The organism is Peribacillus sp. NJ11 (assembly GCF_030348405.1).
Lineage (GTDB): Bacteria > Bacillota > Bacilli > Bacillales > DSM-1321 > Peribacillus.
This window is the reverse complement of record NZ_JAUCFO010000001.1, coordinates 4,552,602-4,579,458: the sequence shown is the minus strand read 5'-3', so window position 1 is coordinate 4,579,458 and position 26,857 is coordinate 4,552,602. Positions and strand designations below refer to the sequence as shown.

The following is a 26,857-nucleotide window of genomic DNA, read 5'->3' as shown; positions in this document are numbered from 1 at the left end:
ATGTATTATTTAGGGATGCGCCCACCCTGGAATTTTTGAGTGTTTTAATTAAGGAGATAAGCTATAGATTTTTTATTTATTTACTCGTAAGCCAACTTTCAATAAACAATGAACTTGCCCATCCTTAGATGGGCTTTTCAAATTTAATAATACACCATGGATATAATCAAAATTATGATTTGTGAGTAGGTATAATCTATAATATGGTAAAAACCTACTTTTCACGATCGTTAGAAAACCAACCAGAGCCTGTGAAAATTCAATAATGAATTATTGGCATTTCGATGAATCCTCTACAGAAAGGCTTTATTTGTGAATAAAATTCATAAATGAATTGAGTTATACGAAAAATCTTGCTGTTTTACTCCTTTATAGGACTTGGCATGGAAGTTGCATAATAAATAAGTATAAATCAAACATGTACGATATGACATTCGTTTATGTGTGGAGGGATAAATGGTGCGAAAAACGATAAATAAACCATGGGAGCAATGGTATGTTGAAAGAATGAAAACTATGAAGCTACCGGAAATATCCGTCTATTCCCTGCTTGATATAACAGCAAGTAAGTTTCCTCACCATACAGCCATCATTTATGAAGACGATTTATTGGATTATATGAATCTTAAAATGCAGGTAGATAAACTTGCAGGGAAATGGCGTGAAATGGGCTTTGTTAAAGGTGAACGGATTGGTCTGATGCTGGCCAACCACCCTTATTTCATAATCAGTTATTACGCCGCGCAGGCTCTTGGTCTGATAGTTGTACAGATGAATCCCATGTATAAACCGAGGGAACTTTTGCAAATTTTAATAGACTCGGATGCTAAGTATATTGTATTTGATCATACGGCCGCGGATACAATCGAAGAAACGAAAGCGATATATGAATTTGATGTCTGCATGAAAACGGAAGATGATCAAAATGGCTCATACTCCCTTCAAACGTTGATTCAATCCGGAGAGGCCATTAAAGAGTCCGAAATCATAAACCCTCATGAAGATATTGCAGTCATCCAATACACAGGCGGCACAACTGGGAAGATTAAGGGGGCCATGCTCACTCACCATAATTTAACCTCCAACGTCGTGCAGAGCTTTGAAATGTATGGGGATTCCTTGAAACCTGGTGAAGAAATCGTGTTGGCAGCTACGCCACTTTATCATGTTTATGCAATGACAAGTGCGATGAATCTAGGTATCTATATTGGAGCAGCCATTCTCTTGTTTCCCAAATTCGATCTTCAAGATGTCCTTACAAACATTAAAAAATATCACCCGACTTTCTTTCCAGGTGTTCCAAAGATGTATAATGCTTTCGTCAATCATCCAGGAATTGAAAACTATGGACTGGATTGTTTAAAAAGTTGTTCTTGTGGCTCGGCCCCCCTTCCAGTTGAAGTGATCAAGCGATTTGAGGTGTTGACTGGTGCCAAAATAGGAGAGGGTTTCGGCTTGTCGGAAGCTTCACCTTCCACTCATCGTAATCCGCCTTTCGGAAAAAGGAAAATTGGAAGCATTGGAATCCCTTTTCCAGGCACGGATTGTATGATCATTGACGATGAAAATAATGAAGTGCCTAACACAGGTGTCGGGGAGCTGCTGATAAAAGGCCCGCAAATCATGAAGGGATACTGGAATAACGAAGCCGAAACAAAAAAAGCCTTACAGAATGACTGGCTATATACCGGCGATCTTGCTGTTATGGATGACGAAGGATATTTCTACATTGTCGGCAGGAAAAAAGAAATGATCATCGTCGGAGGATTCAATATTTACCCGCAGGAGGTGGAAGGTGTTCTATATGAACATCCGGCAATTAAAGAGGCAGCCGTGGTGGGTATTCCCCATAAAGAAAAAGGCGAAGTTGTGAAAGCATTCATCGTCCCTAAAGAAAGCGCTTCCGTAGACCTTGAAGAAATAGAAGGTTATTGCTATTCCCAATTGACGCCTTATAAGGTGCCGAAAGTATTTGAAGTGAGAAAAGAACTGCCGCGAAATACGGTGGGTAAACTATTAAAAAGATTGTTAGTTAAAGAAGAACTTGAAAAGGAAGGAAGAAAAGACTAAGGGGGATGCAGTTCGTTTGATCATTCCAACCATTCAGGTTGAAACCTGCAGTGGATGGAATGTCAAACACACATAAAGAAGAGGAGGGGATTCATTATGCGTTGGGTTGTTCTCATTCTATTGTTCTTTGGAGCCGTGATTAATTTTGCAGATAAATCGATCGTAGGACTTGCAGCTGTTCCTATCATGAAGGAATTCGATCTTTCCTATGCGGAGTGGGGTCTTGTCGGAAGCAGTTATTATTGGCTCTATCCAGTAACGGGGATTTTTGGGGCAGCATGGGCTGATCGGCTGGGTGCTAAAAAAGTGCTTGGATTCATCATGCTGACATGGACTGTTTTGCAATTTGGTGTTTTAGCCATTACCGCACTTCCATTATTAATTTTATACAGGATTTTACTGGGCGCATTCGAAGGGCCCTATAGCCCAATTGCTTATAGTCATGCAGATAAGTGGTTTCCGCCGAAATTAAAAGGCTTTGCCAATTCGGTAGTGGTTGGCGGAGGAACGGTTGGTGCGATGATCGTGGCGCCGATCCTCGTTTCCTTAATTACGATATTCGGTTGGAAGGTTGCCTTTGCCACTCTTGGTGCAGCAAGCCTAATTTGGTTCTTCCTCTTTCAATTTTTAACAAAGGAGAATCCAGTTGAAGTATATGAAAATGTACAAAAGAAAAAGAAAGTAAAACTTGAAAAAATAAAAGTGAAAGACTTTTTGTTGCTACTGGCTTCACCTACTGCTTTATTTACTACCCTCGCATATTTTTCAACTTATATATTAGTTGTTTGGTTTTCAGTTTGGCTCCCGATTTATTTAGTGGAAGCCGTAAAAATGACTCCCGGTCAGATGGGGAGCAGTGTTGCCATAATCGGAGTCGTTTCCGTATGCATTTATATGGGTGTTTCGATGGTGTCCGATCATTTATTCAAAAAGAATCAGAATTGGCGGTCATCAAGGGTATTTGTGGTCGCGGGCGCAATGATTCTTGGTGCATTGTTCTTTTCCTCGATCATGGTGTTTCAAAATCCAATCTGGGTGATAGTCGCCATGTGTTTGGCAAAGGGCCTGACATACGCCATTTTACCGATTGGACCAACGATCATGATCAATGAAATGCAAGAGCGGGGGGGATTGATGACGAGCATTTTAACATCGTCTGGAAATTTAGCAGGCATTGTCGCACCTCTATTAACTGGCTATATCATAAGTTTAGCTGGAGGAAATCAACTATTGGGTTATAACTTATCGATATTGTTCATGGCCATCCTAGTCTTGGCTTTTGGCATCCTATTTGCGATATTCGTAAAACCTGCCAAATCAAAAGGGAATCATAAAAATAAAAGTTCGGATAACTTTGATCTTAAGTCCTCATAAGCAGGGTCGAACCTGCTTAAATTCAATGAAACTAGTGAAATGAAGGAAGGGCCATCAAATAATGTTATGAAAGAAAAGGAAAAGGAGCGGATGTTGAAATGAATAGAGATGCCGTCATAGTTTCTGCAGTACGAACAGCTATTGGAAAACAGGGAGGTGCACTTGCGTCTGTACCTGCCCACGTATTTGGAGCAGAAGTGATGAAAGAAGCGATAAAACGAGCGAATGTCGACCCTGAAATGATAGATGATGTCATCATGGGGAATGTATTGAGCGGGGGTGGAAATATAGCCAGGTTAACCGCGTTGGAAACTGGCCTTTCCATTCATCTTCCGGGACTGACTATTGACCGTCAATGCGGCTCGGGAATAAATGCTGTCAATCTGGCTGCACAAGCGATCCGTGCTTGCGAAGGCGATGTCTATATCGCCGGTGGGGTAGAGAGTATGAGCAGGGCGCCTTACTTGATGGACCGTCCGGAAAAAACATACAGTGCAAAGCCACCGCAGTTCAGGAAATCCCGGTTGTCCCCAAAAGAAATTGGCGATCCCCCAATGGGAATCACAGCTGAAAACTTAGCTGAAAAATATGAGGTCAGCAGGGAAGAACAGGATGAATTCGCTCTACAAAGCCAAAAAAATATGGCCAGAGCCCTGGAAGAGGGCCGTTTTAATGAACAAATTGTGCCAGTTTCCATTCCGGTCAGAAAAGGTGAAGCCGGCGAATTTAAATTGGATGAACATCCACGACCGCAAATAACGAAGGAAGGGCTAGCCAAATTATCTCCGGCGTTTTTAGAAGGTGGGTCCGTGACTGCAGGAAATAGTTCAGGATTGAATGATGCCGCATCAGCGCTGGTGATAATGTCGAGGGACAAAGCGGAGGAATTGGGGATAAAGCCTTTAGCGACGATCAGGGCTCAGGCAGTTGCAGGGGTAGATCCAAATTATATGGGAATAGGACCTGTTCCCGCTATAAGAAGGGTAATGGAAAAGTCAGGGCTTTCCTTAAATGATATGGACATCATAGAAATTAATGAAGCCTTTGCCGCTCAAGTCATTGCTTGTAATAGGGAGCTTGATATGGATCCCGCCAGAGTGAATGTGAATGGGGGAGCCATTGCACACGGACACCCACTTGGTGCGACTGGCGCAATTCTCATTACGAAAGCGGTTTACGAATTGAAGCGTTCTGCGGAAAGATTTGCTCTTATTACAGCTTGCATTGGAGGCGGGCAGGGGATTGCTACGATAATTGAGCGTGAAGCCTGATTTTGTTAGTGTGAGGACTCTAGTTAACTAGAAAATTAAGTATTTGGTCAATTGACTGATTAGGTGATAACACGACATTCAAATGAAGCCCCATAATATGAAAAAACCTTATCCATGGCTCACTTTACATGAACAGATCTAAGGAGGAGTAACTCATGACAATCACTTTAACCAAGGAAATGCAGCAAATGAAGGAAATGATCCGTAATTTCGTTGAAAGGGAAGTGGAGCCTTACGCCATACAAATTGAAGAAGAAGATGCCATCCCGCAGCATTTGGTGGAAAAAGCAAAAGACCTTGGCTTATTTGGGATAAGCATTCCCGAACAATACGGTGGAATTGGCTTAAATGCGGTTGGAAAGGCTACCGTATTGGAGCAGTTAGGAAGGACCCATAATGGTTTTGTTTCATTAATAAGCGCTCACACCGGGATTGGCAGTACAGGTCTGGTAAAGCTTGCATCCGAACATTTGAAAAATAAATACTTGCCTGAAATGGCAGCAGGCACTAAAATTGGCGCCTTTGCTTTATCTGAACCCGGAGCGGGATCGGATGCAACCAATTTGGCAACAAGTGCAGAAAAGAAGGGTGATTACTGGGTGATGAACGGGACGAAACATTTCATCACGAATGGGCCGATAGCTGATGTTTATACAGTATTCGCTTTAACGGATAAAGATAAAGGGGCAAAGGGAGGGATTACTGCTTTTTTAGTAGAAAGAGATTTTCCCGGTTTGACAGTCGGCAAAAAGGACAAAAAAATGGGTTTAAGGGGATCATATACCTCACAGGTCATTTTTGAGGATTGTATCATACCTGAAGAAAATGTTATCGGCGAGGTTGGAATGGGATATATCTCTGCCCTTAAAATTTTAGGTGAAGGGCGGGTAGGATTGGCTGCAAGAGCAGTGGGATCAAGCGGGAAATTGATTGAATTGTCAGCTAAATATGCAAAAGAGCGCATTCAATTCGGTAAACCAATCGCGGACAACCAAGCAATTCAATGGATGCTTGCTGATATGGCAACCGAAACGGAAGCCGCAAGAGCATTGACGATGATGGCGGCACAAAAGATTGATGAAGGAAAAAAAGTGATCAAGGAAGCATCAATGGCAAAACTGTTCGCTTCAGAAGTTTTTAATCGGGTGGCGGATAAAGCGGTTCAAATTCATGGCGGAATGGGATATATGGCCGAATATCCAGTTGAACGTTTTTATCGTGATGCCCGCATAACGAAGATTTATGAAGGAACGAATGAAATCCAACGATTAATCATTGCTCGTAATGTCTTGGAAGAGTGTTAGGCGATTTTTGCATTAATTAGCAAAAACGTAAAGAACTTTGAGCGCTATTAGAAAAAGTGTGCTGGCAGGTATTCTATTGCTCATGTATCTGTAATTTCAAGGGGGAGGAACGAAATGGGAGAAGATATTGTAATCGTGAGTACTGTGCGAACGCCAATTGGAAGGTACGGAGGCGCATTTAAAGAGATTAGTTCCGGTCATTTGGCGAGCATAGCCATCAAAGAAGCGATCAAGCGGGCTAATATTGCAGCTGAACAAGTGGATGAAGTCATTTTCGGGGAGGTTAGGCAAACGACCGAATCCTCGAATGTAGCGAGAGTGGCAGCGCTGCGCTCAGGGATTCCCGATACTGTATCTGCTTTTACGGTAAATCGATTATGTGCATCTGGAATGCAGGCCATCACATCAGCTGCACAGCAAATAAGCTCAGGCCAAGCCAATATAATCGTTGCCGGCGGTACGGAAAGCATGAGCCGTGCCCCCCTTTATTTAAGAAGTGCCCGTTTTGGGGGAGACCGGACCAAACTAGTGGACTCTAATACTGAAGCAGGCCAGCAACCTCAAGAAATTTATGGGGAAAACTTGGGGATGGGAATCACCGCTGAAAATGTCGCACAGCGATACAACATTTCCAGGGAAGAACAAGATGCCTTTTCAGTGGAAAGTCAAAGAAGAGCGGCAAAAGCGATGGAAGAAGGAAAGTTCAAGGATGAAATAGTTCCTGTCCAGCTATTTGACAGGAAGAGTACGGTTACCATTGAAACGGATGAATATCCCCGCCCGGAGACCACAATGGAAAAGCTTGCAAGCTTAAAACCGGCATTCAAGGAAAATGGAACCGTCACTGCAGGGAATGCCTGTGGCCGTAATGACGGGGCTACTGCCATGGTATTAATGAAAGCTAGTGAAGCTGAACGGTTACAAGTACAGCCAATCGCAAAGATTGTGGATTGGGCGACTGCGGGAGTTTCCCCTGAAGTGATGGGAATTGGTCCAGTACCAGCCGTTGGAAAACTTTTGGAACGCACCGGAAAAAAGCTAGAGGAGATAGGGCTTTTTGAACTGAATGAGGCGTTCGCTTCACAGGCATTGGCCGTAATCCGGGATTTATCGCTTGATGAAAATAAGGTTAATGTGAATGGGGGAGCCATAGCACTTGGACACCCAGTCGGATCGACGGGAGCCCGGATCGTGACAACGCTAATATATGAACTGATTCGCAGGAAAGAAAGATATGGAGTTGCCACACTTTGTGTTGGCGGCGGACAGGGAATGGCCATCATGGTTGAAACGATATAGGCCAACGATAAAGGTGTGGAAACCCAATGTGTTTCTGCTCCTTTCCATAAGTTGAATCGCGCAAAAGTGAGGGGGAAGAAGATTGCCTGTTGAAGTGGAGGATATTCGCAATCAATTCGAAAGTAGTGCATTCTTTTCACATATAGGGTTTGAAATCATTCGGTTTGAAGAAGGGAATGTTACGATAAAGTTAAACATAGAAGAACATTTACTTAATGTTAACGGATCACTGCACGGCGGCATTCATGCTACCATGCTGGATACCATTCTAGGAATGGTGACTCGTTCCGTTACCAAATCTAAAGTTGTAACGACAAGCTTAACTGTACATTATTTAGCCAGCATATCGAGCGGTGAATTATTTGCGGAAGCAAAAGTCCTTCAAAAAGGGTACAAAATTGCCTTTACTGAAGGAGAAATAAAGGATACTGAAGGCAACATCATTGCAAAGGGCACAGGAATATTTAAAATCATTCGTGATAAATGAAAGCAAGGAAGATCAAAATTGGCTGATAAATGGCTATATTTCATTTAATTAGAAAAGAATGAGGTGTGAAAAAAATTGACTAGAACTTGGCATGGATTTTATCCAATTGAAACTCCTGCAGAAATTGACATTCCATTGATGTCATTATACGGACTTTTAGAACGTTCGGCCCGACATTACCCAACCTGCAAAGCGGTCATAGATGGAGAACGGGAAATGACATATATGGAATTGAAGGATGCCTCAGATCGTTTTGCCGTGAAATTATACAACCGTGGATTTCAAATGAACGATCGTATAGCGATCATGCTGCCAAATTGTCTAGAATATATCATTGCCTATTATGCCATTCATCGTTTGGGTGGTGTGGTCGTTCAAGTAAACCCCCTCTATCAGTCAAGTGAATTGGATTATATATTACGGGATTCGGAAGCCGATTGGTTCATTGGGCGTGAGGAACAACAGGAAAAATTAGTGCTAACGGGTTTTTCTGACAGGTTAACGTTCATTTCTGCCGAAAAATTAATCGAAACCGGAACGGATTTATCAAGGATAGATATGGCACTTCCTGCTTTGGCCATCGACCCAAAGGAAGCTCTGGCCGTACTTCAATATACAGGAGGGACTACAGGGAAATCGAAAGGGGTCATGCTTACGCATTTTAATTTGGTCTCCAATGTCTTCCAAGACTTTGCCTTTACGGCAGATGCCCTTCAACTCCAAAGGCCTGGCGAACGGATGCTTGGATTGACCCCATTATTCCATGTGTTTGGAAATGGGAGATTGAATAGTGCCATATATGCCGGATCGACTTATATCACATTAGAAAAATTTGAAATAAACAAAGTGGTCGATTTGATTCGCACACATCGGCCAACCATTTTTCCTGGGGTCCCGACCATGTATATTGCTTTACTGAATCATCCGGATTTAACGGCGGACGATTTAAGTTGCTTTAAATACTGCAGCTGTGGTTCAGCCCCGCTCCCTATGGAGATCATTCATCAGTTCGAAACAAAATTAGGTGTTTCGATATCGGAAGGATTCGGAATGTCGGAAACTTCACCTACAAGCCACCGCAATCCAGTTACAGGACAAAAAAAGCCAGGAAGTATCGGAGTTCCATACCCTAATACCGATGCCAAAATCGTTGATCTGAAAACAGGCATTGATGAATTGCCAACCGGCGAAATAGGCGAACTGCTCATTAAAGGCCCGCAAGTAATGAAGGGATATTGGAAAAATTCAGAGGAAACGGCAACGGCATTGCGGGACGGCTGGCTATACACCGGGGATATAGCGAAGATGGATGAGGATGGATATTTTTATATAGTGGGCAGGAAGAAAGATATGATCATTGCAAGCGGCTATAATGTCTATCCAAACGAAGTCGAAGATAGTATTTATGAGCATCCAGCCGTGAAAGAGACATGTGTATATGGTGTGCCGGATACATACCGTGGGGAAACGGTAAAAGCGGCCATAGTCTTAAAGAAAGGAAAGTCTGTCTCAGAGCAGGAAATCAGGGAGTTTTGCCTGCAGCGATTGGCCAGATTTAAAGTGCCGCGAAGATTTGAGTTCAGGGAACAGCTGCCGAAATCAGCTGTAGGGAAAGTTTTACGGCGATTATTATTGGAAGAAGAAACTCAGAGCCCCACTGTCGGGGGGAGATAAGCATAACTGTTATAGTATGAGAGTTTGTATGGAACCCTAATAAGGGAAAGCTTTTTTCGAAGTTCCCCTTATATAGGGTTTTTTACCGTATCCCTATAGTCTATAAAACTACTTTCCATTTAGGGGGATTTCAAATGAAGTCCCATCCACCAATAATTCGTGAGACTCACCATCTGCTATATCATCGGTAGTGAATGAAAAGGAATCGAGCCCTTTGAATTTTTCATCAGGATCAACTAATAAGCCGATTGTGCCTTTTCTAGTTTCTCCGGGCTGGTAATCTGATCGACTTACTTTTTTTGTCCCCATAAAAGTATCCCCGGAGTGGATGAAATTTTTAGAAGGCACATTATATGTAAGATCATCATTGAAAGTAACTTGCTCCATGCTGAAGAACTGAAGTTCCTTCGAATCTTTATTTTCCACAGAATAAGTGATCTCCAGATAAGAAACCTCTTCACCAATATCCGTTTTAGACAACACAGTCTGTTGGTCGATTTCCTCCATGGATAAATTCTCTTTATAGTATATCGAATAAGCTTCTTCAAAACTCAAACCTGTATAGGACTTGAGCTCCTCCTTTACTTCATCTGTGAGTGAAGATAATTGAATCCTGCGGATATCGTTGATTGTGATGACCATGGGAGCCAATTCAAATGACTTATATATAGACTTCGTTTCTAGTAATGTGAATGTTCCCCAATCTTTTTGGCGGACCTTATCTCCGACTTTTTCAAGCTTGGTCCCGCCATATTCCTGAACCTCAGGAATTTTGTCCCCCTTGGCTTCTGCAATTTTCCTTTTTTCCGTTTTATTATCGCTGTCGATATAATTGAAGGCTAATACACTTAAAAAAATAAGCAATAATCCAACAATTGTTGAAATGATCCATCTTTTACGGATAATTCATCACTCCTTGTCTTAAACCATTGAAGTCATAAACCATTGAAGTCATAAACTATAATATACCATTTTTTTCGCAAATGAAGGAAAGAGTACCTCCATATTGCCCCTTTTGATTACTAGAACAATAGACATGTTACCTGTTCCTATCACAGAAAGGATGGAGAGAGAAAAAAAGCTTGTTTTTTCATTTGCTCGCCCAAATAATCAATGTTTCCTGTCCATGATAATGTATCTCAGCTACAGTACAAGCCATTTTATATTAAAGTCATATCATATTAGGAAAGAGAAACTGAAGACATGCTTGGTAAGGGATCCATGGATGATGAAAATGACTTATGCGTGAAACTGCTGCTATTGCTCTTTCCTGGACATTATTTTTGCTTTCTCAGCATTCAGGATTGGGGTTTCCAACACTAAATCTTTTGCTTATTATAGATTCTTCTATTTACTTGTTTTTTCATCTCCCTGGAATCCATCTTCTAAAAAAATTAAAAAGGAGACGTTTAGGGAATGTGGCCAATTAACAATGGTAAGGAACGGATACATCAGCCGAATAAAAGTATAATGCTGTCCCGGCAAGAGATTAAGGCCATTGAGTCCTGGATATCTCAAATGGGGCCATTTCAATTTTATAAAACCGCAAGACAAAAGGTGTCTACTGCTAGAAAAACGCTAAAGTTCAAGTATAAAATGGTTGGACATGGATTTAACCGGGTCGTCTTTGATTTAAATAATGGCTATATATTAAAAATTGCATTGTCAGAAGTAGGATTAATAAGCACTGCAAATGAAGCCTATATTTATAATAACTGTAATGAGGAAGTCAAAAAGTATTTATGTCCGGTTAAGGAGTATGGGACTGGCTGGATCATCATGAAGAAGATGGACATTAATATGCCACGTGCAATCATGGAATATCCGAAACTTATCAAGTTGGAATTAAAGTTCCTAAGGTACGGTATCATTCCAATAGATTTGCGTATAGCTAATGTCGGATTTACCGAGAATGATGAAATGGTTGTCATTGATTACGGTCTCTTCACCATGGATCTCAAAAGTCCTGTGCTGCGATGGTTAGTTTGATGATGGGTCTTTCCAAAGAAAATATATAATGGAGATTACAATGAAGTGATTAGGCGAAGCGGTGAATCTTGTGAGCCGTTCTTCAGAGTTCTTTAATTCCTTGAAATAAGTTTATCTAATTGCAACTGGTGAAGAGATATTATCGAATTATCTAAACGAAAAAAGCATGTTACGAAGGGATTGTTTGTGCAACATGCTTTTTTATCCGGTTTAAAGGACCATAACTGATGACACAACGCTTGCCACTTTTTTATCATTTTGAAATAAATCTGCGAGTACATAAGCAGTTTTTTTTCCGATTCGGTCTACTTTTGCTTCAACCTTTACGTCTCCTAACGTTACTGGTCGATGAAAGGTAGTATGTAAATCAATGGATGCGAAGGATTGTCCGATACTTAATTTAGATGATATCGCATAAGCCATAATAATATCTGCTGCAGAAGTGACAAATCCACCCATTGCTACACCATTTCCGTTTATAAATTTTTCATCTACTTTCCATAGTCCCCTAGCAATTCCATCCTGGGCATAATTTGCTTTAATCTGTAACGTTAAATCACAATTCGGAGGCTGCTTTCCCTCTGTTAAAACTTGTAAAAGTTCGTTTTCCTTAAATAATTCCCCCATTAAATTGCCCCCCTTTGAATAAGTTGAAACTACAGAATATTCTAACATATACCTTGATATTAAATGTCAATGAAGTTGTTAACTTTACAAATAAAGTAATTAAACAATGAAGAAGGGAGCGGATTACAGTTTTTTTCTATAATAACATTCAAGTTGATTGGAACGGAAGGTCCGAGACTCCTGCGGGAAAAGCGTGTCCAAGGGAGACCCCACAGGCGCAAAGAGCGCCGAGGGCGGACCGCCCGCGGAAAGCGAGTGCCTGGAGTGGAAATTAACGTTGGCAAACTGGCTTTTCTTCGAATTGTCTATAAAAAGAGGTTCGGAATGGACTTATCCCGAACCATGATTATAAAAAGAAGACTTGGTTATCCTTCATGAATTGTATTGCCGTAGTTTGTAATTCTGATTTAACTTCAATATCTTCAATAATTCCCTCAATAGCTATTTCAGAGTCTTCAGTATCCCCTAACACTTCTAACAAAGTCTTATTAAATTGATACATGAAACCTGTATTGTATAATCTGCACTCCTAGACACAATTGAAAACTCCTTCTGATTATCTATTCTTAGTGTTAATAATATCATTAATTACCATAATTTGTTTAAAAAATAAATTGATATTTAAAATTTTTAGTGTGAAAATGCTCCCTATGGATACCCTAACTAAAATGGCTCAAGGGTGGGGGGGGAATGTTCAACAAGAAAAACGGCGGCCTAAGTGACGATCGTTGCCTGTTTTAATAAACTAATTCATTGGATTTATGCTTTATTAAAAGAAAAGTCCGCTCCTTGATTTAGCTTAATTAACGGTTTTGTGAAATAGAGACAAATCCTTCCAAAAAGGGTTTTGGAGGGTTATTTCGCATGGCCAAAAATGAATTTTAATTCCTGCTTAAAGCATATATCGTACTAATAGGAGTACCAAAACTTTTAAAGTATCCCACTAACCTGCAGCACCCTTTAGGTTTAAATCCTGGGTTCTCCTTTATAATCTTGTTCTTTCCACGATGGTATATAATTTCTATTGTGTTAAAAGTAATGATCAATTCTATTGATTATTTGTAATTAAACGTCTTTTTCCATTTTAAGTTATAGATAAACTGCATTTAAAAAATAAGAAATTATCCCTCGGTCGATATAATTTGATAGTTACTAAAAAGTCTTTCATCGTACTAGTTAAACCAGAAAATATATTAGTTGATTATTATGGTCATTGAAACTATGTTACTTAACCTGACATGCCAATTGCTTTTTTTTCCATTACCAATTATATTTATTAAAATACCTTCTGTTATGTCTGACTAGAGCTCAGAAAAGAGTTTTATTGAAGTGGTTAGTTATAAAGGAAATATGAATGGGGAAATAAACATTCATTCGAGGCAATGGTCCAGAAAGTTAACAAATTTAAACTAGTCCTCTTTGGTTAAAGAAATTTATAAACAAAGGTGGGTATGAGATGGGCTTGTTAGGTAGAGTGGTTTTTTTAAAAAGATTACGAGATGAACTGTTGGAAAAAAGAAAACAGGGAGCCACTGACCTTCAAATTGATGAAATTGACAAGCAAATACGGAAGATTAATATAGAGATACAGAATATGAGGAAGATGATGGAATAAATAGTTTCTTGTTTTAAGAATACACGACTTGAACGATAGGTTAATTTTGTTTTTTACCATTCAAATTTTTAACAATGGGGCGTCTCTACGAGAAAGTATGGACGCTTTTTCTTATTGAACTTCCTTCTTGGCACTACAGACTGTACAGAAAGGAAAGAACCGCTTCCTTACATTCTGTACGTTTCGCTTCGGCATTAAATGATGAGATAACGACTAACTGTATGATGCTTCGCCTACACTCAGTAGGTTCCTGTACCATTTACGGCTGCTGCTGCCAAATCGAACACCGAAAACCGTAAGAATCGGCTCATGAAGATATGGTCGATGCCGTGTCAGGTGATTTCAGTTCGTAAGGATGGTCAATAAAAGGAATGTGAATTTCGCATAAGTTTTTGGGTATTATTGTGTCATTATCTTAATTAGAACATAAGGTGGTGTAACCCATTTAATTATTTTCCCCCTTAAACAAAAAAGGAGATGTTTCTATTGTCAAGTTGTGGTCATGAATCAAGTTGTGGTTGTGATAACGGTGTTGGTGGATTTGGTGGAGGTTTCGCCTTTATAGTTGTATTGTTCATACTCTTAATCATTGTTGGAGCTGCTTGCTTCGGTAACGGTGGCGGTCATGGTGCCGTTCAAGGGTATGGCGGTTTCTGCTAAAATTAGTATATGAAAAAAAAGCCGACTCTTTATTGGTCGGCTTCTTCAATTAATCTGTCCCTTTGTTACATAGCTTGAAAGAAGGTGATGATTTGAGGAGCTAAACCTCTAATGCAACTATATGGGGAGTTTAGTTTCATAACGTGGCAGTTTTCAAGACTTCGGAGACAAGTTAAATAAAAAGACCCTCCAAAAATCATCGGTTTGAGAGGGTTTTATTTTATTTAAAAGTTGTAGATTTGGGTCTCTCAATTGATTGCTCAACTTCTAAGTCACATAAACAACCATTTTGATCATATTTACTTAAGCGGCATAATCCTGTGATGATACCCTCAATTTAAACTTACCCATGCTAAATGAGGAAAAAGTTATTTGGAGTAATATGATTATTTCTACTGTCAATTAAAGCAATACAGTGAGCCAATCGCTCTACTCCTGGTTTAATTTGGCTTTCGTTCACTTGAGAGATGCTTAATCGAACGAGATTTTCCTTTTTATATTCAGCTAAAAACATTCTAGAGGCATCATCAACATATATATGCTGCTCATTTAGCATATGAATTACCTGTTTTGCTTTCACATTTTCGGGCAAACTGATGGATAGATAGAATCCTGAAGTTGGTTTGGAAAAAGAAGTATTAGCCGGCAGCAATAATTCACATGCTTCTTGAAGGAGTTGCATTTTAGTACGATATACCTCTTTTACTTTTTTGAGATGGCTATTAAACATACCACTTTTTAAATAGATTTCTAGCGCACCTTGAGAAAGTGCTGAACTATTAAAATCCGAACTGAATTTATATCGTAAAAAATTGTTAATCATTAATGCAGGAAGAACGACAGTACCAATCCTTAACCCTGGGAGAAAAATTTTCAAAAGGCTCTTAATATAAATCACTCTCCCAGAAGGATCAAAAGAAAATAAAGGATCTGATTTTGGATTTGGATCAAGGTCTCCTAAAATATCATCCTCCACTATATACACATCGTATTTTTCAGCTAACTCAACGATTTTCTTCTTTTCGCCATTCGTGTAAGAATGTCCAAGTGGATTGTGAAATCTCGGGATAATATAGAAAAATTTTATATCATTATTTCGAAAAATGTATTCCAGACGATCAAGATCAATCCCTTCCATCGATAATTCAATCCCAAAAGTAGTAGCTTGATGCAGATTGATGGACTCAATGAATCCGAAATAAGTAGGCTGTTCAATCAGAATATTGTTTTTCCCATTTGGAAATGGCATAGAAACCAATAAATTAAGGGCCTGCTGCGAGCCAGACACAACGACTAGCCTTTCAGGTTGAGTGAACACCTGTAAATTTTGCAAATATTTCACTAACTGTACTCGTAGTGAGTAAAGCCCTTGTTGATCAGAGTATGTAAAAAGCTCTTCTTTATATTGGTCAATTGCTTGATTCATACAATGTTGAAATTCCACATAAGGCATAACATTTTTATCTGGACCTGCAGACAAGAAATCAATCACCTCATTTTCTTCCGTCGCTTTTTGAAATTCATTCACAACATAGTAGCCGCTTTTAGGAACAGAATAAATTAAATGCTCCTTTTCAAGTTCGGCGTATGCTTTAATGACTGTATTTTTGTTACATGAAAAATACTCGGATGACTGACGAACAGAAGGGAGTTTACTACCTGCAATTAGCGAACCTTCTGCTAGTCGAAGCTTAATTTCTTCCATTATCTTAATATATTTTGAGTTCATTTATTGATCCCCCTTCAACTGTACCAGGACAGATAGGTAAAAAAATGGTTTATTTTTATTGTATGTACTCATAGTATGTTAATTATATCAGAACTGTTTTTAAGATAAGTAAACGATGGTACAGATTTGATACAAAATATAAAGACTGGGGTTGGGTAAGATGCAGGGAGAAACCAGAGCGAAATTAGGTTTATTTTTGGGATTAGTGGGTGTCATTTGTTTTAGCTTAACGCTCCCTGCTACAAGTATTGCTGTAGCGTATTTTGGGACTACGGTCGTCGGTTTAGGAAGAACAGTTGTTGCTGCTATTTTAGTAGCTGTGGTATTGATCGTTCGAAAAGAAAAACTACCTTCTTCAGGGCAATTAAAGAGTCTACTTATTGTTGCTGTTGGTGCAGTTTTAGGATTTCCTCTCCTCACTTCTTGGGCAATGGAATCCTTGCCTGTTTCTCATGGGGCTGTGGAATTAGCCCTGTTACCGTTAGCAACAGCCGGATTTGCTATGTTTAGGGCAGGTGAAATCCCTTCTCGCAAATTCTGGGTTTCAAGTATGATCGGCTCTTTAGCTGTCATTATGTATGCACTTCATCTTGGATTCGGTCAATTGCAATTTGCCGATTTAGCTTTATTAGCAGCAGTAATTATACTGGGACTTAGTTATGCAGAAGGGGGGAAATTAGCGAAAGAAATAGGTAGCTGGCAAGTGATTGCTTGGGCAATTATGATTGGTGCTCCATTTTTCATTATTCCAGTAGGACTAAACCTTACAACTGATATGCTCCATGCCCCTTTACAAGCTTGGGTAAGTTTAATTTATCTCGCAGTGGTTAGTCAATTTCTAGCATATGTTGCTTGGTATAGCGGAATGGCTATGGGAGGAATAGCAAGAGTTAGTCAGATTCAATACTTACAACCATTTTTGATGATTCTATTTGCAACAGTATTTCTAGATGAATCCATCACATTTTTCACTCTTGGAATAGCAGTGATTGTTGTCTTTTCTGTTATATTAGGCAAAAATGCTCAAGTATCAATAAAAGGAGCTGTATCAGAGAAAAACTAACTGCATGTTCAATTCAGATAGCTAAATATGGCTTATGGAACGATCGAATTGTAATGGGTGTTGTCATGAATATTGAGGATTGTGGTTAAAAAACGGTTAACTTATATAAATCTTAATGATAAGAAAAAATTCTAAGAGGAGAAAAAACATGTATATTCCTGCACATTTTAAAATTAATGACGAAACACTTGCCTTCGATATTATGAGGGAATATAGTTACCGTTAATTTTAAACAAGGATAATTCATACTAATATGGACATTTTGCTCGTCCTAATCCTCAATGGAAAGACATCAAAAATCAAACCGTCTTAGCTATTTTTCATGGTCCGCATTGTTATATCTCCCCATCATGGTATGAGACGAATAATGCCGTACCAACATGGAATTATGTGACCGTTCATGTTTACGGAGAAGTAGAACTGCAAGAGAATGAACATGAGTTAATGAGCTCTCTACATGATATGGTGTCGAAGTACGAAGCTCCTGACAGTTCATACAGTTTGCAAGATGTAGATACTGTGTTTCTCGCTGGCATGAACAAAGGAGTTCAAGGATTCAAAATAAAAATCAACAAAATAGAAGGGAAAGCAAAGTTAAGTCAAAACCATCCATTGCAAAGACAAGAGCTGATCGTTAATCAACTGGAACAGATTACAAATACAGATGAGCAACAGATTTCACTATTAATGAAAGGAAACCTAAAAAAATAACCTTGAATGTTACTGCACTATCGGGGAGTGTTGATCCATTAAGGATTAACACTCTTTTTGTGGGAAAAACTTGATCATAATCAAAATCTGGATTCCAAAACTTAATACGATCTTAATGACAAATTTGTTGCCGTAACTGATATTAATAATTATCAAAAAAATCTAAAAACTTCTTCTTTTTCTAATTTAATTGTGATAATGTATAAAATACAGAAGTATTAACTTCAACATTTTTTTATAAAGAAGTATTTAATTCATCAGAATAGGAGTTATATTATGGAACATCTTCCTTTTAAATTATTAGTGAAAGAAAAATTTCACCATTTATCGACAGGTCAAAAAAAAGTTGCCGCTTACCTGATTGAAAATTTGGATGAAGCCGCCTTTAAAACGGCTTTTCAAATTGGTCGGAAAGCGGAGGTTAGTGAAACAACGGTCATTCGGTTTTCCTATTCATTAGGATTTGAAGGGTTTAGTAAAATGCAGGACAGAATTCAAAAACAGCTGCTGCACCAAACCCAAATAGATATGTCCAATGGGGATGCCATTCTTCGCATGGATGACAAGCAAGATCCATTTACCAAAGTGATAGAAAACGAAGTACATATTTTACGACATCTATTAGATCATACGAACGTTCAGGATATATGGAAAGCAGTCGATGTCCTGATACAGGCTGACCAAATATTAATTGCAGGGCATCGGATTTCCCATGCCGCCGCCTATTGGTTCTCCTATACGCTAAGTTCATTAAGGGAAAATGTAAGTTTATGTTCACCAACAGGTGACTTCTATGAAAAGTTTTGTAATCTCACTGACAAGTCTGCATTAGTTGTTTTTTCCTTTCCGAGATATGCGAATGAAACATTAAAAGTTGCTGAGTGCGCCAAAGAACAAGGAGTTTGTTTAATCTCAGTTACAGACCGCCTCCTGTCACCTGTTGGTCGTATCTCTGATATTGCACTGACAACTGAAGAGAACGCAGAAACCGGAACCAATTCAATCGCTTCAGTTATTAGCTTATTGGACTTGGTTATTGCAGGCATACATGATAAAGACGCAAAACGGATCCATACCCATCAGCAAAAATTAGAAAATCTATATTCAAGCTATGAAGTGTTTAATGAATGAGTTTTAATGAAGTTAAAATTCATGTAAAGGAGGTGAATATACAGACCAAAATCCTGATATTACAGCAACCATGATAGGTTTAGGCTGCGATTTAACGCCTGGTCTGCACCATCCTGATATGAAATTTAATCTAGAAGCACTTATTTATGGAACGAAAATTTTAATTAACACAGTAATTATGGCGGCAGCAGAATAAAATTTTTCACTTTAAAAATTAATGAAGGGGTGTTTTATGGGAAATATCGCACAAACATCACAAACCGGTGGCCAAGCAGCTACTGATGAAAAACAACTGGAGCGCAAGCTGAAACCAAGGCATCTTTCCATGATTGCAATCGGTGGAACCATTGGAACGGGACTATTTTTAGCAAGCGGTTCCATCATTCATACTGCGGGTCCTGGAGGAGCTGTAGCTGCCTATATAATTGCCGGAATCATGGTTTTCTTTCTGATGACAAGTTTAGCCGAAATGGCTGCCCTTATTCCTATTACAGGCTCTTTTAGTACCTATACATCAAGGTTTGTCGACCCGGCATTAGGATTTGCGATCGGATGGAACTATTGGTATAACAATGCAATCGTAGTCGCTCTTGAATTAGCAGCTTCCTCCCTGATTATGAAATATTGGCTGCCTTCTGTTCCGGGCATCATTTGGAGCGCATTATTTCTTGCAATCATATTTGGCCTGAATATTTTATCGGTAAAAGGATATGGAGAATCAGAATTCTGGTTTGCCATAATAAAGGTTTTGACGATTATCATTTTTATAGCGGTAGGGTTATTAATGATTGTAGGAATCATGGGAGGGGATGCCGTAGGTTTTGAAAATATCACCAAAGGAGAGGCACCGTTTAAAGGAGGCTTTTTATCCGTTATAAGCGTCTTTATGGTGGTTGGGTTTGCCTTTCAAGGCACCGAGTTAGTAGGAATTGCGGCCGGGGAGAGTGAAAACCCAAGCAAAAATATTCCCAAGGCTATTAAGCAAATCTTCTGGAGACTACTCTTGTTCTATGTTTTGGCGATAATTGTGATTGGATTTTTAATCAGCTATAATGATCCGCGTTTGTTAAGCTCGGATATTGAAGATATTGCGGTAAGTCCCTTCACTCTAGTTTTTCAAAACGCAGGGCTTGCCATCGCTGCCTCCGTTATGAATGTGGTAATCCTTACTTCGGTTCTTTCTGCAGGCAATTCTGCGATGTACGGAGCTTCTCGTGTCCTTTGGGTGCTTGCGAAAGAAGGAAAAGCCCCTTCGTTTCTAAAAAAAGTGAATGCAGGCGGCATACCAGTGAACGCTGTGTACTTTTCTACCATCGTTGGGATGGCAGCTTTTCTAACCTCTCTTTTTGGTGAAGGCACTATTTATACTTGGTTATTAAATGCTGCAGGATTATCCGGCTTTATATCCTGGTTAGGAATTTCGATTACACATTATCGTTTCCGGAAGGCGTATATTGCACAAGGAAGAGATTTGAAAGATTTGCCTTATGTATCAAAATGGTATCCATTCGGTCCGATATTAGCCACAATTTTATGTGTAACGGCTATCCTGGGACAAAATTACTCTGCTTTTTTCGGCCCTGAGATTGACTGGTATGGAATTTTAATTTCTTATATCGGGCTTCCGTTATTTTTCCTGGCTTTTCTAGGCTATAAAATCTTTAAGAGAACAAAAATGATTCCATTGCAAGAGGCTGATTTCAGTAAAGTGGAATAAGTTCTATGGAAAGTATTCCATTTAAAAATAATATATTTAAATGATAGCTTCAGTGCCTAGCCACGACAAGCCGTCAGCTGTGAAACTAACTTTTCCATCTTATGGTTGGGTTTATCAAGGCACTTGTGCTATTCCAAGGAGGATGACCATGACGAAAACACAGGAAATTGTAATTCGTTCCCTTCATCGAATTGAAGAGCTAGAGGACGTAAGAAAGCTAGAATCTACCATTTGGGGAGAAACCGATTCAACCCCCTCACACCAAACCATAACAGCTGTGAAAAACGGTGGTTTGGTTTTAGGAGCTTATTGGGAGGAACAGCTGGTTGGATTTCAATACAGCTTTCCGGGATTCAATGGGCAATCAGCCTATCTTTGTTCACATATGCTAGGTATAGATGTGCAATTTCGCAACAAAGGAATAGGGGAAAAGCTAAAGCTGGCACAACGTGAGGAAGCGATAAAGCTCGGCTATTCCGTTATTACCTGGACATACGATCCGTTGGAAAGTGTAAATGGGTATTTAAATATAGCCAAGCTTGGTGGGGTCTGTTCTACTTATATCGCAAACTGCTATGGTGAAATGGATGACCTGTTAAACAGTGGAATTCCTACAGACCGCTTCCTTGTCGATTGGCATATTGAAAAGCAGGAAACAACGGATTATAGAGGACAGGGAATCGCGCTGGACTATGTGATGGAGAACTCGCTAATTCAATGGGATACCGATAAAAAAGGATTGCCTGTTCCTTCTCTAACTCTTCCGTTGCCTATACAGGAATGTGGCACAGCTTTTGTGGCCATACCAAAGGATTTCCGAACAATAAGAGATACAAATATTCAAGCGGCCACAGAATGGCGAATGAAAACTAGTGAAATTTTCACCAATCTATTTCAGCAAGGATGGCAGGTAACAGATTTTATAAAGAATTCTAAAACAGAAATTCCCGTTCATTTTTATGTACTATCAAGAAAATAAACTAGTTGATTTTAATGAGAGTTCGAAAATTCAGGCTGCTGTCAGCCTAAAATACAAAATGGTAAGACTGTTTTTTAACGGTTTTATAACCAAAAGGAGAATTTTCTAATGAAAATTAAACAAGTTATTTTGAGGCATCTGAAGCTAGACTTGCTTCAACCTTTTACAACTAGCTTTGGGACGGAATACAATAGGGATTTTATCCTTGTTGAAGCCAAAAGCGATGATGGCATATCCGGATGGGCCGAATCTGTTGCGATGCTCGACCCTCTTTATAATGAAGAAACCCTTAAAACAAACTGGCACATACTCGAAGATTATCTAATTCCAATTATTCTAAAAAACGAAATCCGGCATCCTGATGAAATCTCCGAAAAATATTTTTCTCATATTCGCGGTAATTATATGGCAAAAGCTGCTTTAGAGGGTGCTGTTTGGGATTTGTATGCGAAAAGGCAAAATGCTTCTCTATCGAGTGTGTTGGGTGGAACAAAGAAAGAAATTGAAGTGGGGGTAAGCATCGGAATAAAGGACTCGATTGATTCGACTCTAGATATGATCGAGGCTCGCCTCGGTGAAGGCTACAAGCGTTTTAAACTAAAAATCAAACCGGGCTGGGATGTTGAATTGATAGACAAGGTCCGAAAAGTATATCCTGAAATCCCTCTCATGGCAGATGCAAATTCAGCTTATACCTTACAAGATATAGACCGGCTATCCGCCTTGGATGAATTTAATTTAATGATGATTGAACAGCCGCTTGCCTATAACGATATCATTGACCATGCAGATTTACAGTCAAGGTTAAAAACACCTATTTGCCTGGATGAAAGCATTCACTCATTAGAGGATGCAAGGAAAGCGATTAAATTAGGCAGCTGTAAAATTATTAATATCAAGATTGGCCGTGTCGGAGGTTTGACTGAATCCAAGAAAATCCATGATTTATGTCTTGAACATGAAATTCCACTTTGGTGTGGGGGGATGCTAGAATCCGGCATCGGAAGAGCGCATAATATCGCAATCACATCCCTACCAAACTTCACTCTTCCTGGAGATACCGCAGCTTCCTCCCTCTACTGGGCAGAAGATATTATTGACCCTGAAGTTACAGTGGAAAACGGAATGATCATGGTTCCAGAATTGCCCGGAATTGGCTATGAACCAAGTTTGGAAAAAATCAATAAGTATACAATACATAGTCAAACTTTTAATTTAAGTTAGAATAGGGTTTAAAAGACACGTCTAGGGCAGTTCCTTGGTTCAACATCTAGTTTCCTTTCATTAATGGCATGATTCCCTAAAAAGGGAACATGCCTTTTTATGTAGTGAGGGGTATTTCTATAGTTTATCGTACTAACTTTTCTTCCTTCTTATCTTGATAAATAGGAATCTCTTTTTGGCTTATAGGACTATGTATATTTGATATATTGAGTCTTTTATTTTAACTAAAATCGAATTCCTTAATGACCTAATGGAGCTTTAGCTTAAGATCGGGGCTATCCTTAAGTCAGCTTTTGCTATCTTCATTGAGGGAGGTTAGGGCAATAATAATCTTTTGTAAATCTTATTTTGTTATAATGGTAATAAAATATTAACCATTATAGGAGATAAGATGCTTAAGAAAATTAAGACTTGGACGAGAAATTTAAAACGACAGATTTTTATCCTTTACTTTGCTTGTAAAGATGAACGGGTGCCTTGGTATGCAAAAGTGTTTACGGCTTGTGTTGTAGCTTATGCATTCAGTCCGGTTGACCTAATACCAGATTTTATACCCATTCTTGGTTACTTAGACGATGTAATTCTCGTGCCATTAGGGATAATTATTGCATTAAAGATGATACCAAAGACTGTTTTAACCGACTGTGAATGTAAGGCAGAAAAAATGATGAAAAACGGTAAGCCAAAGAATTGGATAGTCGGTTCAATAATAGTATTGATTTGGGGCTTAATTTTAATATGGGCAATTATTAATATTTATCGCTTACTCAACTAACAGGTGCTTTACTTCATGACGGAGGAGCTGTTCATCGGCTCTTATTTATATGCAGCTATCGGGGCAGGAAAGGTGAAGAGGTTCCTAGTTGATTGAGTCGGATTTACGAATAGAGGAGATCAATACCTTGTTATTGATCTCCTCTTAAATTATAATCAATTACAGACATTGAGGGTCTTTAATGTATTTATAAGGGAGAGAAACCATGAAATATTCAAGAGCCACTAATTATGCTTTACACACAATGGTATATTTAACTATAACTCCAAAGGGAAAGTCTATTGGAGTAGAACAATTAGCCAAATTACAGGAGCTCTCACCAACATACCTTTCTAAGATTTTAACAAAGCTTGTTAAAGCAGGACTAATTGAATCCAATCCTGGTGTTAATGGCGGATATAGTATAGTAAGACAATCTCACGAGATTTCTTTTTTAGATGTAATTCATGCAATCGAAGGTAAGGCAACTTTATTCAATTGTTCATTGGAACATGAGGTTTTTAATAATGAAGATTGTTTAATTGAAAATGTGATGATTGAAGCAGAAAAAAAGATGAAGGATGAACTAAATAATCGATATATTATTGATATTGCTAAACAAATCAAATCAACAAAGAACCATGAAGGTTTATGATTCTATTTTTTTATATTAATTGTAGATATTAAGTGTCTGTAAAACACTTAATTTAAACATGGGGTGAAATGTTGGGACCCTCACGAATAGTCATCCAAAATGCCGGGATGCCTGCTGTTAATAAAGATATAGGGCAGGTGAGTATTGACGGGCATTGCATAATCGACCAATGAAGAAATTGAATTTAATTCTGAAATGGCTCTTGCATACGAGAGAAACACTCGAAATTCGGTTCCCACATATGATACCTTATTTGAGATGGTTCAATCCTATTATCGAGCTAAAATGGGCGAAAAAGAGGCATCACTGCTTGTGATCGGTGCAGGTGGCGGAAATGAACTTTCGGCATGGGGCCCGTCTAACCCAAAATGATCATTCACTGGAGTTGATCCTTCTGAAAAGATGCTTAAGATTGCTGAAAATAAAGTAGTTCAGCTAGGCTTGGAAAGTCGCGTCAGACTCTTTCATGGAACAATTGACGACTTACCACTTTCAGACTAGAAGTTCGATGCGGCAAGTTGTATCTTGGTTCTTCACTTCATTGATGATGAACATGAGAAGGTGAAGCTACTCCGAACCATTAAGGGTAATTTGAAATCAGGGGCTCCTTTCGTTCTCGTTAGTGCGTACGGAGACCGAGGTGATGCAGAATTTCAAGACAGAATAAATGTTTGGAAAACCTTTTTTTTAGATGCGAGATACAATTCATCCAAACTTGACGAGCTTGTTAACAAAAGCATTACGAAAATTTTCCTTTGTACCTGAAAATCAAATTGAAAGGCTTTTGGCAGAAGCCGGCTTTTCGAATATAACCAGATTTTATTCTCCTGGATTTTTTGCGGGCTGGATTTGCCAGGATGAATGATTTATTGTAATTAACAGCGATGAGTTAAGCCTATAGGGGTACAGGCAGGAAAAACCGGATTTGTAACGTTAAGGAAATTATAATTTCTGATTGTGCCCATTAATAATAAGAACAAAGACTACAATAAAAACATTAATTTACGACAAAACAAGAAGACGAAATCTTTAAGATATCGCCGTCTCATATACTACGGGTTTATAATTTCCCCTATGTTCAATTGTCGCTTATTTTAAAGCTGATAAACTTTTGCTCCATCATTTCATGCATTGCATATTTGACGCCTTCCCGGCCAACGCCGCTGTCCTTCCAACCACCATAAGGCATATTATCAATTCGGTATGTTGGGATATCATTGATGACGACCCCACCTGTTTCCAAGCGTTCTGCCGCATAAAAAGCTCGTTCTATACTCGGTGTCATCACTCCTGAGTTCAATCCGTAACGCGAATCATTTGCATCAGTGATGGCATCATCCAGCGTATCGAATGGGAAAATGCAGACAATCGGACCAAATACTTCGAAACGAAATACCTTTGAGTCACGATTTACATTGGTTAAGACGGTAGGCAATAGTACATTGCCTTCCACTGTACCGCCGCACTCAATTTTTGCTCCTTCCTGTACTGCCTCGTCAATCCAACTTTGTAACCGTTCCAATGATTTTTTCGAAATGACCGCAGTAATATTAGTGCTTTCCTCGAGAGGGGATCCGATGACAAGTCGTTTTGTCCTACTGACGAATCGCTCTAAGAATTGTTGATACAGTGAATTGTGGACATAAATTCTTTGAATCGATATACACACCTGCCCATTATTCGTAAAAGAGCCCATCACACTTCGTTCTATGACTTTATCTATGTCGACTCCTTCATCAATAATGAACGGCGAATTGGATCCGAGTTCAAGGGTAAGCTTGCGGAAGCCTGCCTGCTGCTGGATAAGGTGTCCGACCTCTACACTGCCTGTGAATGTCACTTTTTTTACATGTGGATGGGTCGTCAACGCTTCACTTAATACATCCCCTTTGCCCGGTATGATGTTCAATACTCCTTCTGGAAGGCCTGCTTCTTTAAAAATTTCTGCAAGCACGAGCGAACTAAGAGGCGTTTGTTCGGCAGGTTTTAATACAATAGAATTTCCAGCCGCAATAGCTGGACCAACTTTATGGGCAACAAGATTAAATGGAAAGTTAAATGGGGTAATTGCCGTTACGACGCCAATCGGGGTACGAATCGTGAAACCAAAACGGTTTACTCCACCCTGTGCTGCATCCATCGGAATTTGTTCTCCATAGTTGTTCTTTGCCGCTTCTGCAGAAAAACGGTAGGTCTGAACTGTACGATTGATTTCCTCACGAGCATTTCGAATCGTTTTCGCGGCCTCTAGAGAAACGATTTTCGCAAGTTCTTCACTACGTTCTTCCATGATCGCTGCCGCTTTTACTAAAATTTCGGCTCGTGCATGTGCCGGGTAGGATCGGTATTTCTGAAAAGCGGAATTTGCCTCAACAATTGCTTCAATGGCATCCGCTGGTTCAGCTTGTCCGATTTGTGCAATTTCTTCGTTTGAATGGGGATTATATAATGGCTCATATGATTTTGCCTCCCGCCATTTACCACCAATCCACAATTGCCACTTTTTCTTCATCTGAAATCCCTC

Annotated in this window: 22 protein-coding genes and 1 pseudogene; 19 read left to right on the top strand and 4 right to left on the bottom strand. The window is 39.3% G+C overall.

Annotation, left to right across the window (positions count from 1 at the left end; all coding sequences use genetic code 11):
• Positions 1-459: 459 nt before the first annotated feature.
• The 7 genes from QUF86_RS22395 to QUF86_RS22365 all read left to right on the top strand — a co-directional run bounded on the left by QUF86_RS22395 (position 460) and on the right by QUF86_RS22365 (position 9,479).
• Entirely contained in the window at positions 460-2,070 is a 1,611-nt protein-coding gene (locus tag QUF86_RS22395; RefSeq protein ID WP_289335713.1) for a long-chain-fatty-acid--CoA ligase, read from the top strand.
• A 96-nt stretch (positions 2,071-2,166) separates the two neighbouring features.
• Positions 2,167-3,444, top strand: coding sequence for an MFS transporter (locus QUF86_RS22390; RefSeq protein WP_289335712.1), 1,278 nt, complete (start codon positions 2,167-2,169; stop codon positions 3,442-3,444).
• Between the two features lie 98 nt (positions 3,445-3,542).
• Positions 3,543-4,715 carry a thiolase family protein gene (locus QUF86_RS22385; RefSeq protein ID WP_289335711.1) on the top strand — a complete coding sequence of 391 codons (1,173 nt, stop codon included), beginning with the start codon at positions 3,543-3,545 and terminating at the stop codon, positions 4,713-4,715.
• 155 nt (positions 4,716-4,870) lie between these two features.
• Positions 4,871-6,019, top strand: coding sequence for an acyl-CoA dehydrogenase family protein (locus QUF86_RS22380; RefSeq protein WP_289335710.1), 1,149 nt, complete (start codon positions 4,871-4,873; stop codon positions 6,017-6,019).
• 114 nt (positions 6,020-6,133) lie between these two features.
• The gene (locus QUF86_RS22375) at positions 6,134-7,318 is read left to right on the top strand and encodes a thiolase family protein (protein ID WP_289335709.1); all 1,185 of its coding nucleotides are present in this window, start codon (positions 6,134-6,136) and stop codon (positions 7,316-7,318) included.
• 82 nt (positions 7,319-7,400) lie between these two features.
• Entirely contained in the window at positions 7,401-7,805 is a 405-nt protein-coding gene (locus QUF86_RS22370; protein ID WP_101221671.1) for a PaaI family thioesterase, read from the top strand.
• Between the two features lie 75 nt (positions 7,806-7,880).
• On the top strand, positions 7,881-9,479 hold the full coding sequence (locus QUF86_RS22365; protein ID WP_289335708.1) for a long-chain-fatty-acid--CoA ligase: 1,599 nt from the start codon (positions 7,881-7,883) through the stop codon (positions 9,477-9,479).
• Positions 9,480-9,587: 108 nt separating this feature from the next.
• Here QUF86_RS22365 and QUF86_RS22360 read toward each other — a convergent pair whose 3' ends face one another.
• Positions 9,588-10,343, bottom strand: a complete 756-nt coding sequence (locus QUF86_RS22360; RefSeq protein ID WP_289335707.1) for a hypothetical protein — start codon at positions 10,341-10,343, stop codon at positions 9,588-9,590.
• Positions 10,344-10,895: 552 nt separating this feature from the next.
• Here QUF86_RS22360 and QUF86_RS22355 point away from each other — a divergent pair.
• The gene (locus QUF86_RS22355; protein ID WP_289316866.1) at positions 10,896-11,468 is read left to right on the top strand and encodes a hypothetical protein; all 573 of its coding nucleotides are present in this window, start codon (positions 10,896-10,898) and stop codon (positions 11,466-11,468) included.
• Positions 11,469-11,678: 210 nt separating this feature from the next.
• On the opposite strand, the gene QUF86_RS22350 is transcribed toward QUF86_RS22355, so the two are convergent.
• The gene (locus QUF86_RS22350; protein ID WP_289316865.1) at positions 11,679-12,095 is read right to left on the bottom strand and encodes a PaaI family thioesterase; all 417 of its coding nucleotides are present in this window, start codon (positions 12,093-12,095) and stop codon (positions 11,679-11,681) included.
• 1,456 nt (positions 12,096-13,551) lie between these two features.
• Here QUF86_RS22350 and QUF86_RS22345 point away from each other — a divergent pair.
• Together QUF86_RS22345 and QUF86_RS22340 are read left to right on the top strand one after the other, a co-directional pair.
• The gene (locus QUF86_RS22345) at positions 13,552-13,710 is read left to right on the top strand and encodes a hypothetical protein (protein ID WP_156324934.1); all 159 of its coding nucleotides are present in this window, start codon (positions 13,552-13,554) and stop codon (positions 13,708-13,710) included.
• A 486-nt stretch (positions 13,711-14,196) separates the two neighbouring features.
• Positions 14,197-14,370: a YjcZ family sporulation protein gene (locus tag QUF86_RS22340; RefSeq protein WP_289316863.1), complete on the top strand. Its 174-nt coding sequence runs from the start codon at positions 14,197-14,199 to the stop codon at positions 14,368-14,370.
• Positions 14,371-14,722: 352 nt separating this feature from the next.
• Here QUF86_RS22340 and QUF86_RS22335 read toward each other — a convergent pair whose 3' ends face one another.
• A complete protein-coding gene (locus QUF86_RS22335; RefSeq protein WP_289335706.1) occupies positions 14,723-16,099 on the bottom strand; it encodes an aminotransferase-like domain-containing protein in 1,377 nt (458 codons plus the stop codon).
• 160 nt (positions 16,100-16,259) lie between these two features.
• Here QUF86_RS22335 and QUF86_RS22330 point away from each other — a divergent pair, with 160 nt between their 5' ends.
• The 9 genes and pseudogenes from QUF86_RS22330 (at position 16,260) to QUF86_RS22285 (ending at position 24,834) form a co-directional block, all read left to right on the top strand.
• Complete coding sequence (locus QUF86_RS22330; RefSeq protein WP_289335705.1) at positions 16,260-17,162, top strand: DMT family transporter; 903 nt, start codon at positions 16,260-16,262, stop codon at positions 17,160-17,162.
• Positions 17,163-17,364: 202 nt separating this feature from the next.
• Positions 17,365-17,873: pseudogene (locus tag QUF86_RS22325) on the top strand (FMN-binding negative transcriptional regulator).
• A 276-nt stretch (positions 17,874-18,149) separates the two neighbouring features.
• Positions 18,150-19,004 carry a MurR/RpiR family transcriptional regulator gene (locus QUF86_RS22320; RefSeq protein WP_289316860.1) on the top strand — a complete coding sequence of 285 codons (855 nt, stop codon included), beginning with the start codon at positions 18,150-18,152 and terminating at the stop codon, positions 19,002-19,004.
• Between the two features lie 232 nt (positions 19,005-19,236).
• On the top strand, positions 19,237-20,721 hold the full coding sequence (locus tag QUF86_RS22310) for an amino acid permease (RefSeq protein WP_289324632.1): 1,485 nt from the start codon (positions 19,237-19,239) through the stop codon (positions 20,719-20,721).
• 148 nt (positions 20,722-20,869) lie between these two features.
• The gene (locus tag QUF86_RS22305; RefSeq protein ID WP_289335704.1) at positions 20,870-21,700 is read left to right on the top strand and encodes a GNAT family N-acetyltransferase; all 831 of its coding nucleotides are present in this window, start codon (positions 20,870-20,872) and stop codon (positions 21,698-21,700) included.
• A gap of 108 nt (positions 21,701-21,808) precedes the next feature.
• Entirely contained in the window at positions 21,809-22,924 is a 1,116-nt protein-coding gene (menC, locus tag QUF86_RS22300) for an o-succinylbenzoate synthase (protein WP_289335703.1), read from the top strand.
• 391 nt (positions 22,925-23,315) lie between these two features.
• The gene (locus tag QUF86_RS22295) at positions 23,316-23,699 is read left to right on the top strand and encodes a YkvA family protein (RefSeq protein WP_289316856.1); all 384 of its coding nucleotides are present in this window, start codon (positions 23,316-23,318) and stop codon (positions 23,697-23,699) included.
• 205 nt (positions 23,700-23,904) lie between these two features.
• Complete coding sequence (locus tag QUF86_RS22290; RefSeq protein WP_289316855.1) at positions 23,905-24,333, top strand: Rrf2 family transcriptional regulator; 429 nt, start codon at positions 23,905-23,907, stop codon at positions 24,331-24,333.
• A gap of 402 nt (positions 24,334-24,735) precedes the next feature.
• Positions 24,736-24,834: a hypothetical protein gene (locus QUF86_RS22285; RefSeq protein ID WP_289335702.1), complete on the top strand. Its 99-nt coding sequence runs from the start codon at positions 24,736-24,738 to the stop codon at positions 24,832-24,834.
• 577 nt (positions 24,835-25,411) lie between these two features.
• On the opposite strand, the gene QUF86_RS22280 is transcribed toward QUF86_RS22285, so the two are convergent.
• Positions 25,412-26,845 (bottom strand): aldehyde dehydrogenase family protein, encoded by a 1,434-nt coding sequence (locus tag QUF86_RS22280; RefSeq protein WP_289335701.1) that lies wholly within the window; start codon positions 26,843-26,845, stop codon positions 25,412-25,414.
• Positions 26,846-26,857: the final 12 nt, after the last annotated feature.

What these genes read in the sequence shown, in the direction of transcription:
- QUF86_RS22335 (WP_289335706.1), bottom strand. Translation starts at nt 16,099, where the DNA reads ATGAACTCAAAATATATTAAGATAATGGAAGAAATTAAGCTTCGACTA.
- QUF86_RS22385 (WP_289335711.1), top strand. Translation starts at nt 3,543, where the DNA reads ATGAATAGAGATGCCGTCATAGTTTCTGCAGTACGAACAGCTATTGGA.
- QUF86_RS22350 (WP_289316865.1), bottom strand. Translation starts at nt 12,095, where the DNA reads ATGGGGGAATTATTTAAGGAAAACGAACTTTTACAAGTTTTAACAGAG.
- QUF86_RS22390 (WP_289335712.1), top strand. Translation starts at nt 2,167, where the DNA reads ATGCGTTGGGTTGTTCTCATTCTATTGTTCTTTGGAGCCGTGATTAAT.
- QUF86_RS22290 (WP_289316855.1), top strand. Translation starts at nt 23,905, where the DNA reads ATGAAATATTCAAGAGCCACTAATTATGCTTTACACACAATGGTATAT.
- QUF86_RS22305 (WP_289335704.1), top strand. Translation starts at nt 20,870, where the DNA reads ATGACGAAAACACAGGAAATTGTAATTCGTTCCCTTCATCGAATTGAA.
- QUF86_RS22280 (WP_289335701.1), bottom strand. Translation starts at nt 26,845, where the DNA reads ATGAAGAAAAAGTGGCAATTGTGGATTGGTGGTAAATGGCGGGAGGCA.
- QUF86_RS22375 (WP_289335709.1), top strand. Translation starts at nt 6,134, where the DNA reads ATGGGAGAAGATATTGTAATCGTGAGTACTGTGCGAACGCCAATTGGA.
- QUF86_RS22285 (WP_289335702.1), top strand. Translation starts at nt 24,736, where the DNA reads ATGCTTAAGATTGCTGAAAATAAAGTAGTTCAGCTAGGCTTGGAAAGT.
- QUF86_RS22380 (WP_289335710.1), top strand. Translation starts at nt 4,871, where the DNA reads ATGACAATCACTTTAACCAAGGAAATGCAGCAAATGAAGGAAATGATC.
- QUF86_RS22295 (WP_289316856.1), top strand. Translation starts at nt 23,316, where the DNA reads ATGCTTAAGAAAATTAAGACTTGGACGAGAAATTTAAAACGACAGATT.
- QUF86_RS22320 (WP_289316860.1), top strand. Translation starts at nt 18,150, where the DNA reads ATGGAACATCTTCCTTTTAAATTATTAGTGAAAGAAAAATTTCACCAT.
- QUF86_RS22345 (WP_156324934.1), top strand. Translation starts at nt 13,552, where the DNA reads ATGGGCTTGTTAGGTAGAGTGGTTTTTTTAAAAAGATTACGAGATGAA.
- QUF86_RS22310 (WP_289324632.1), top strand. Translation starts at nt 19,237, where the DNA reads ATGGGAAATATCGCACAAACATCACAAACCGGTGGCCAAGCAGCTACT.
- menC (WP_289335703.1), top strand. Translation starts at nt 21,809, where the DNA reads ATGAAAATTAAACAAGTTATTTTGAGGCATCTGAAGCTAGACTTGCTT.
- QUF86_RS22355 (WP_289316866.1), top strand. Translation starts at nt 10,896, where the DNA reads ATGTGGCCAATTAACAATGGTAAGGAACGGATACATCAGCCGAATAAA.
- QUF86_RS22330 (WP_289335705.1), top strand. Translation starts at nt 16,260, where the DNA reads ATGCAGGGAGAAACCAGAGCGAAATTAGGTTTATTTTTGGGATTAGTG.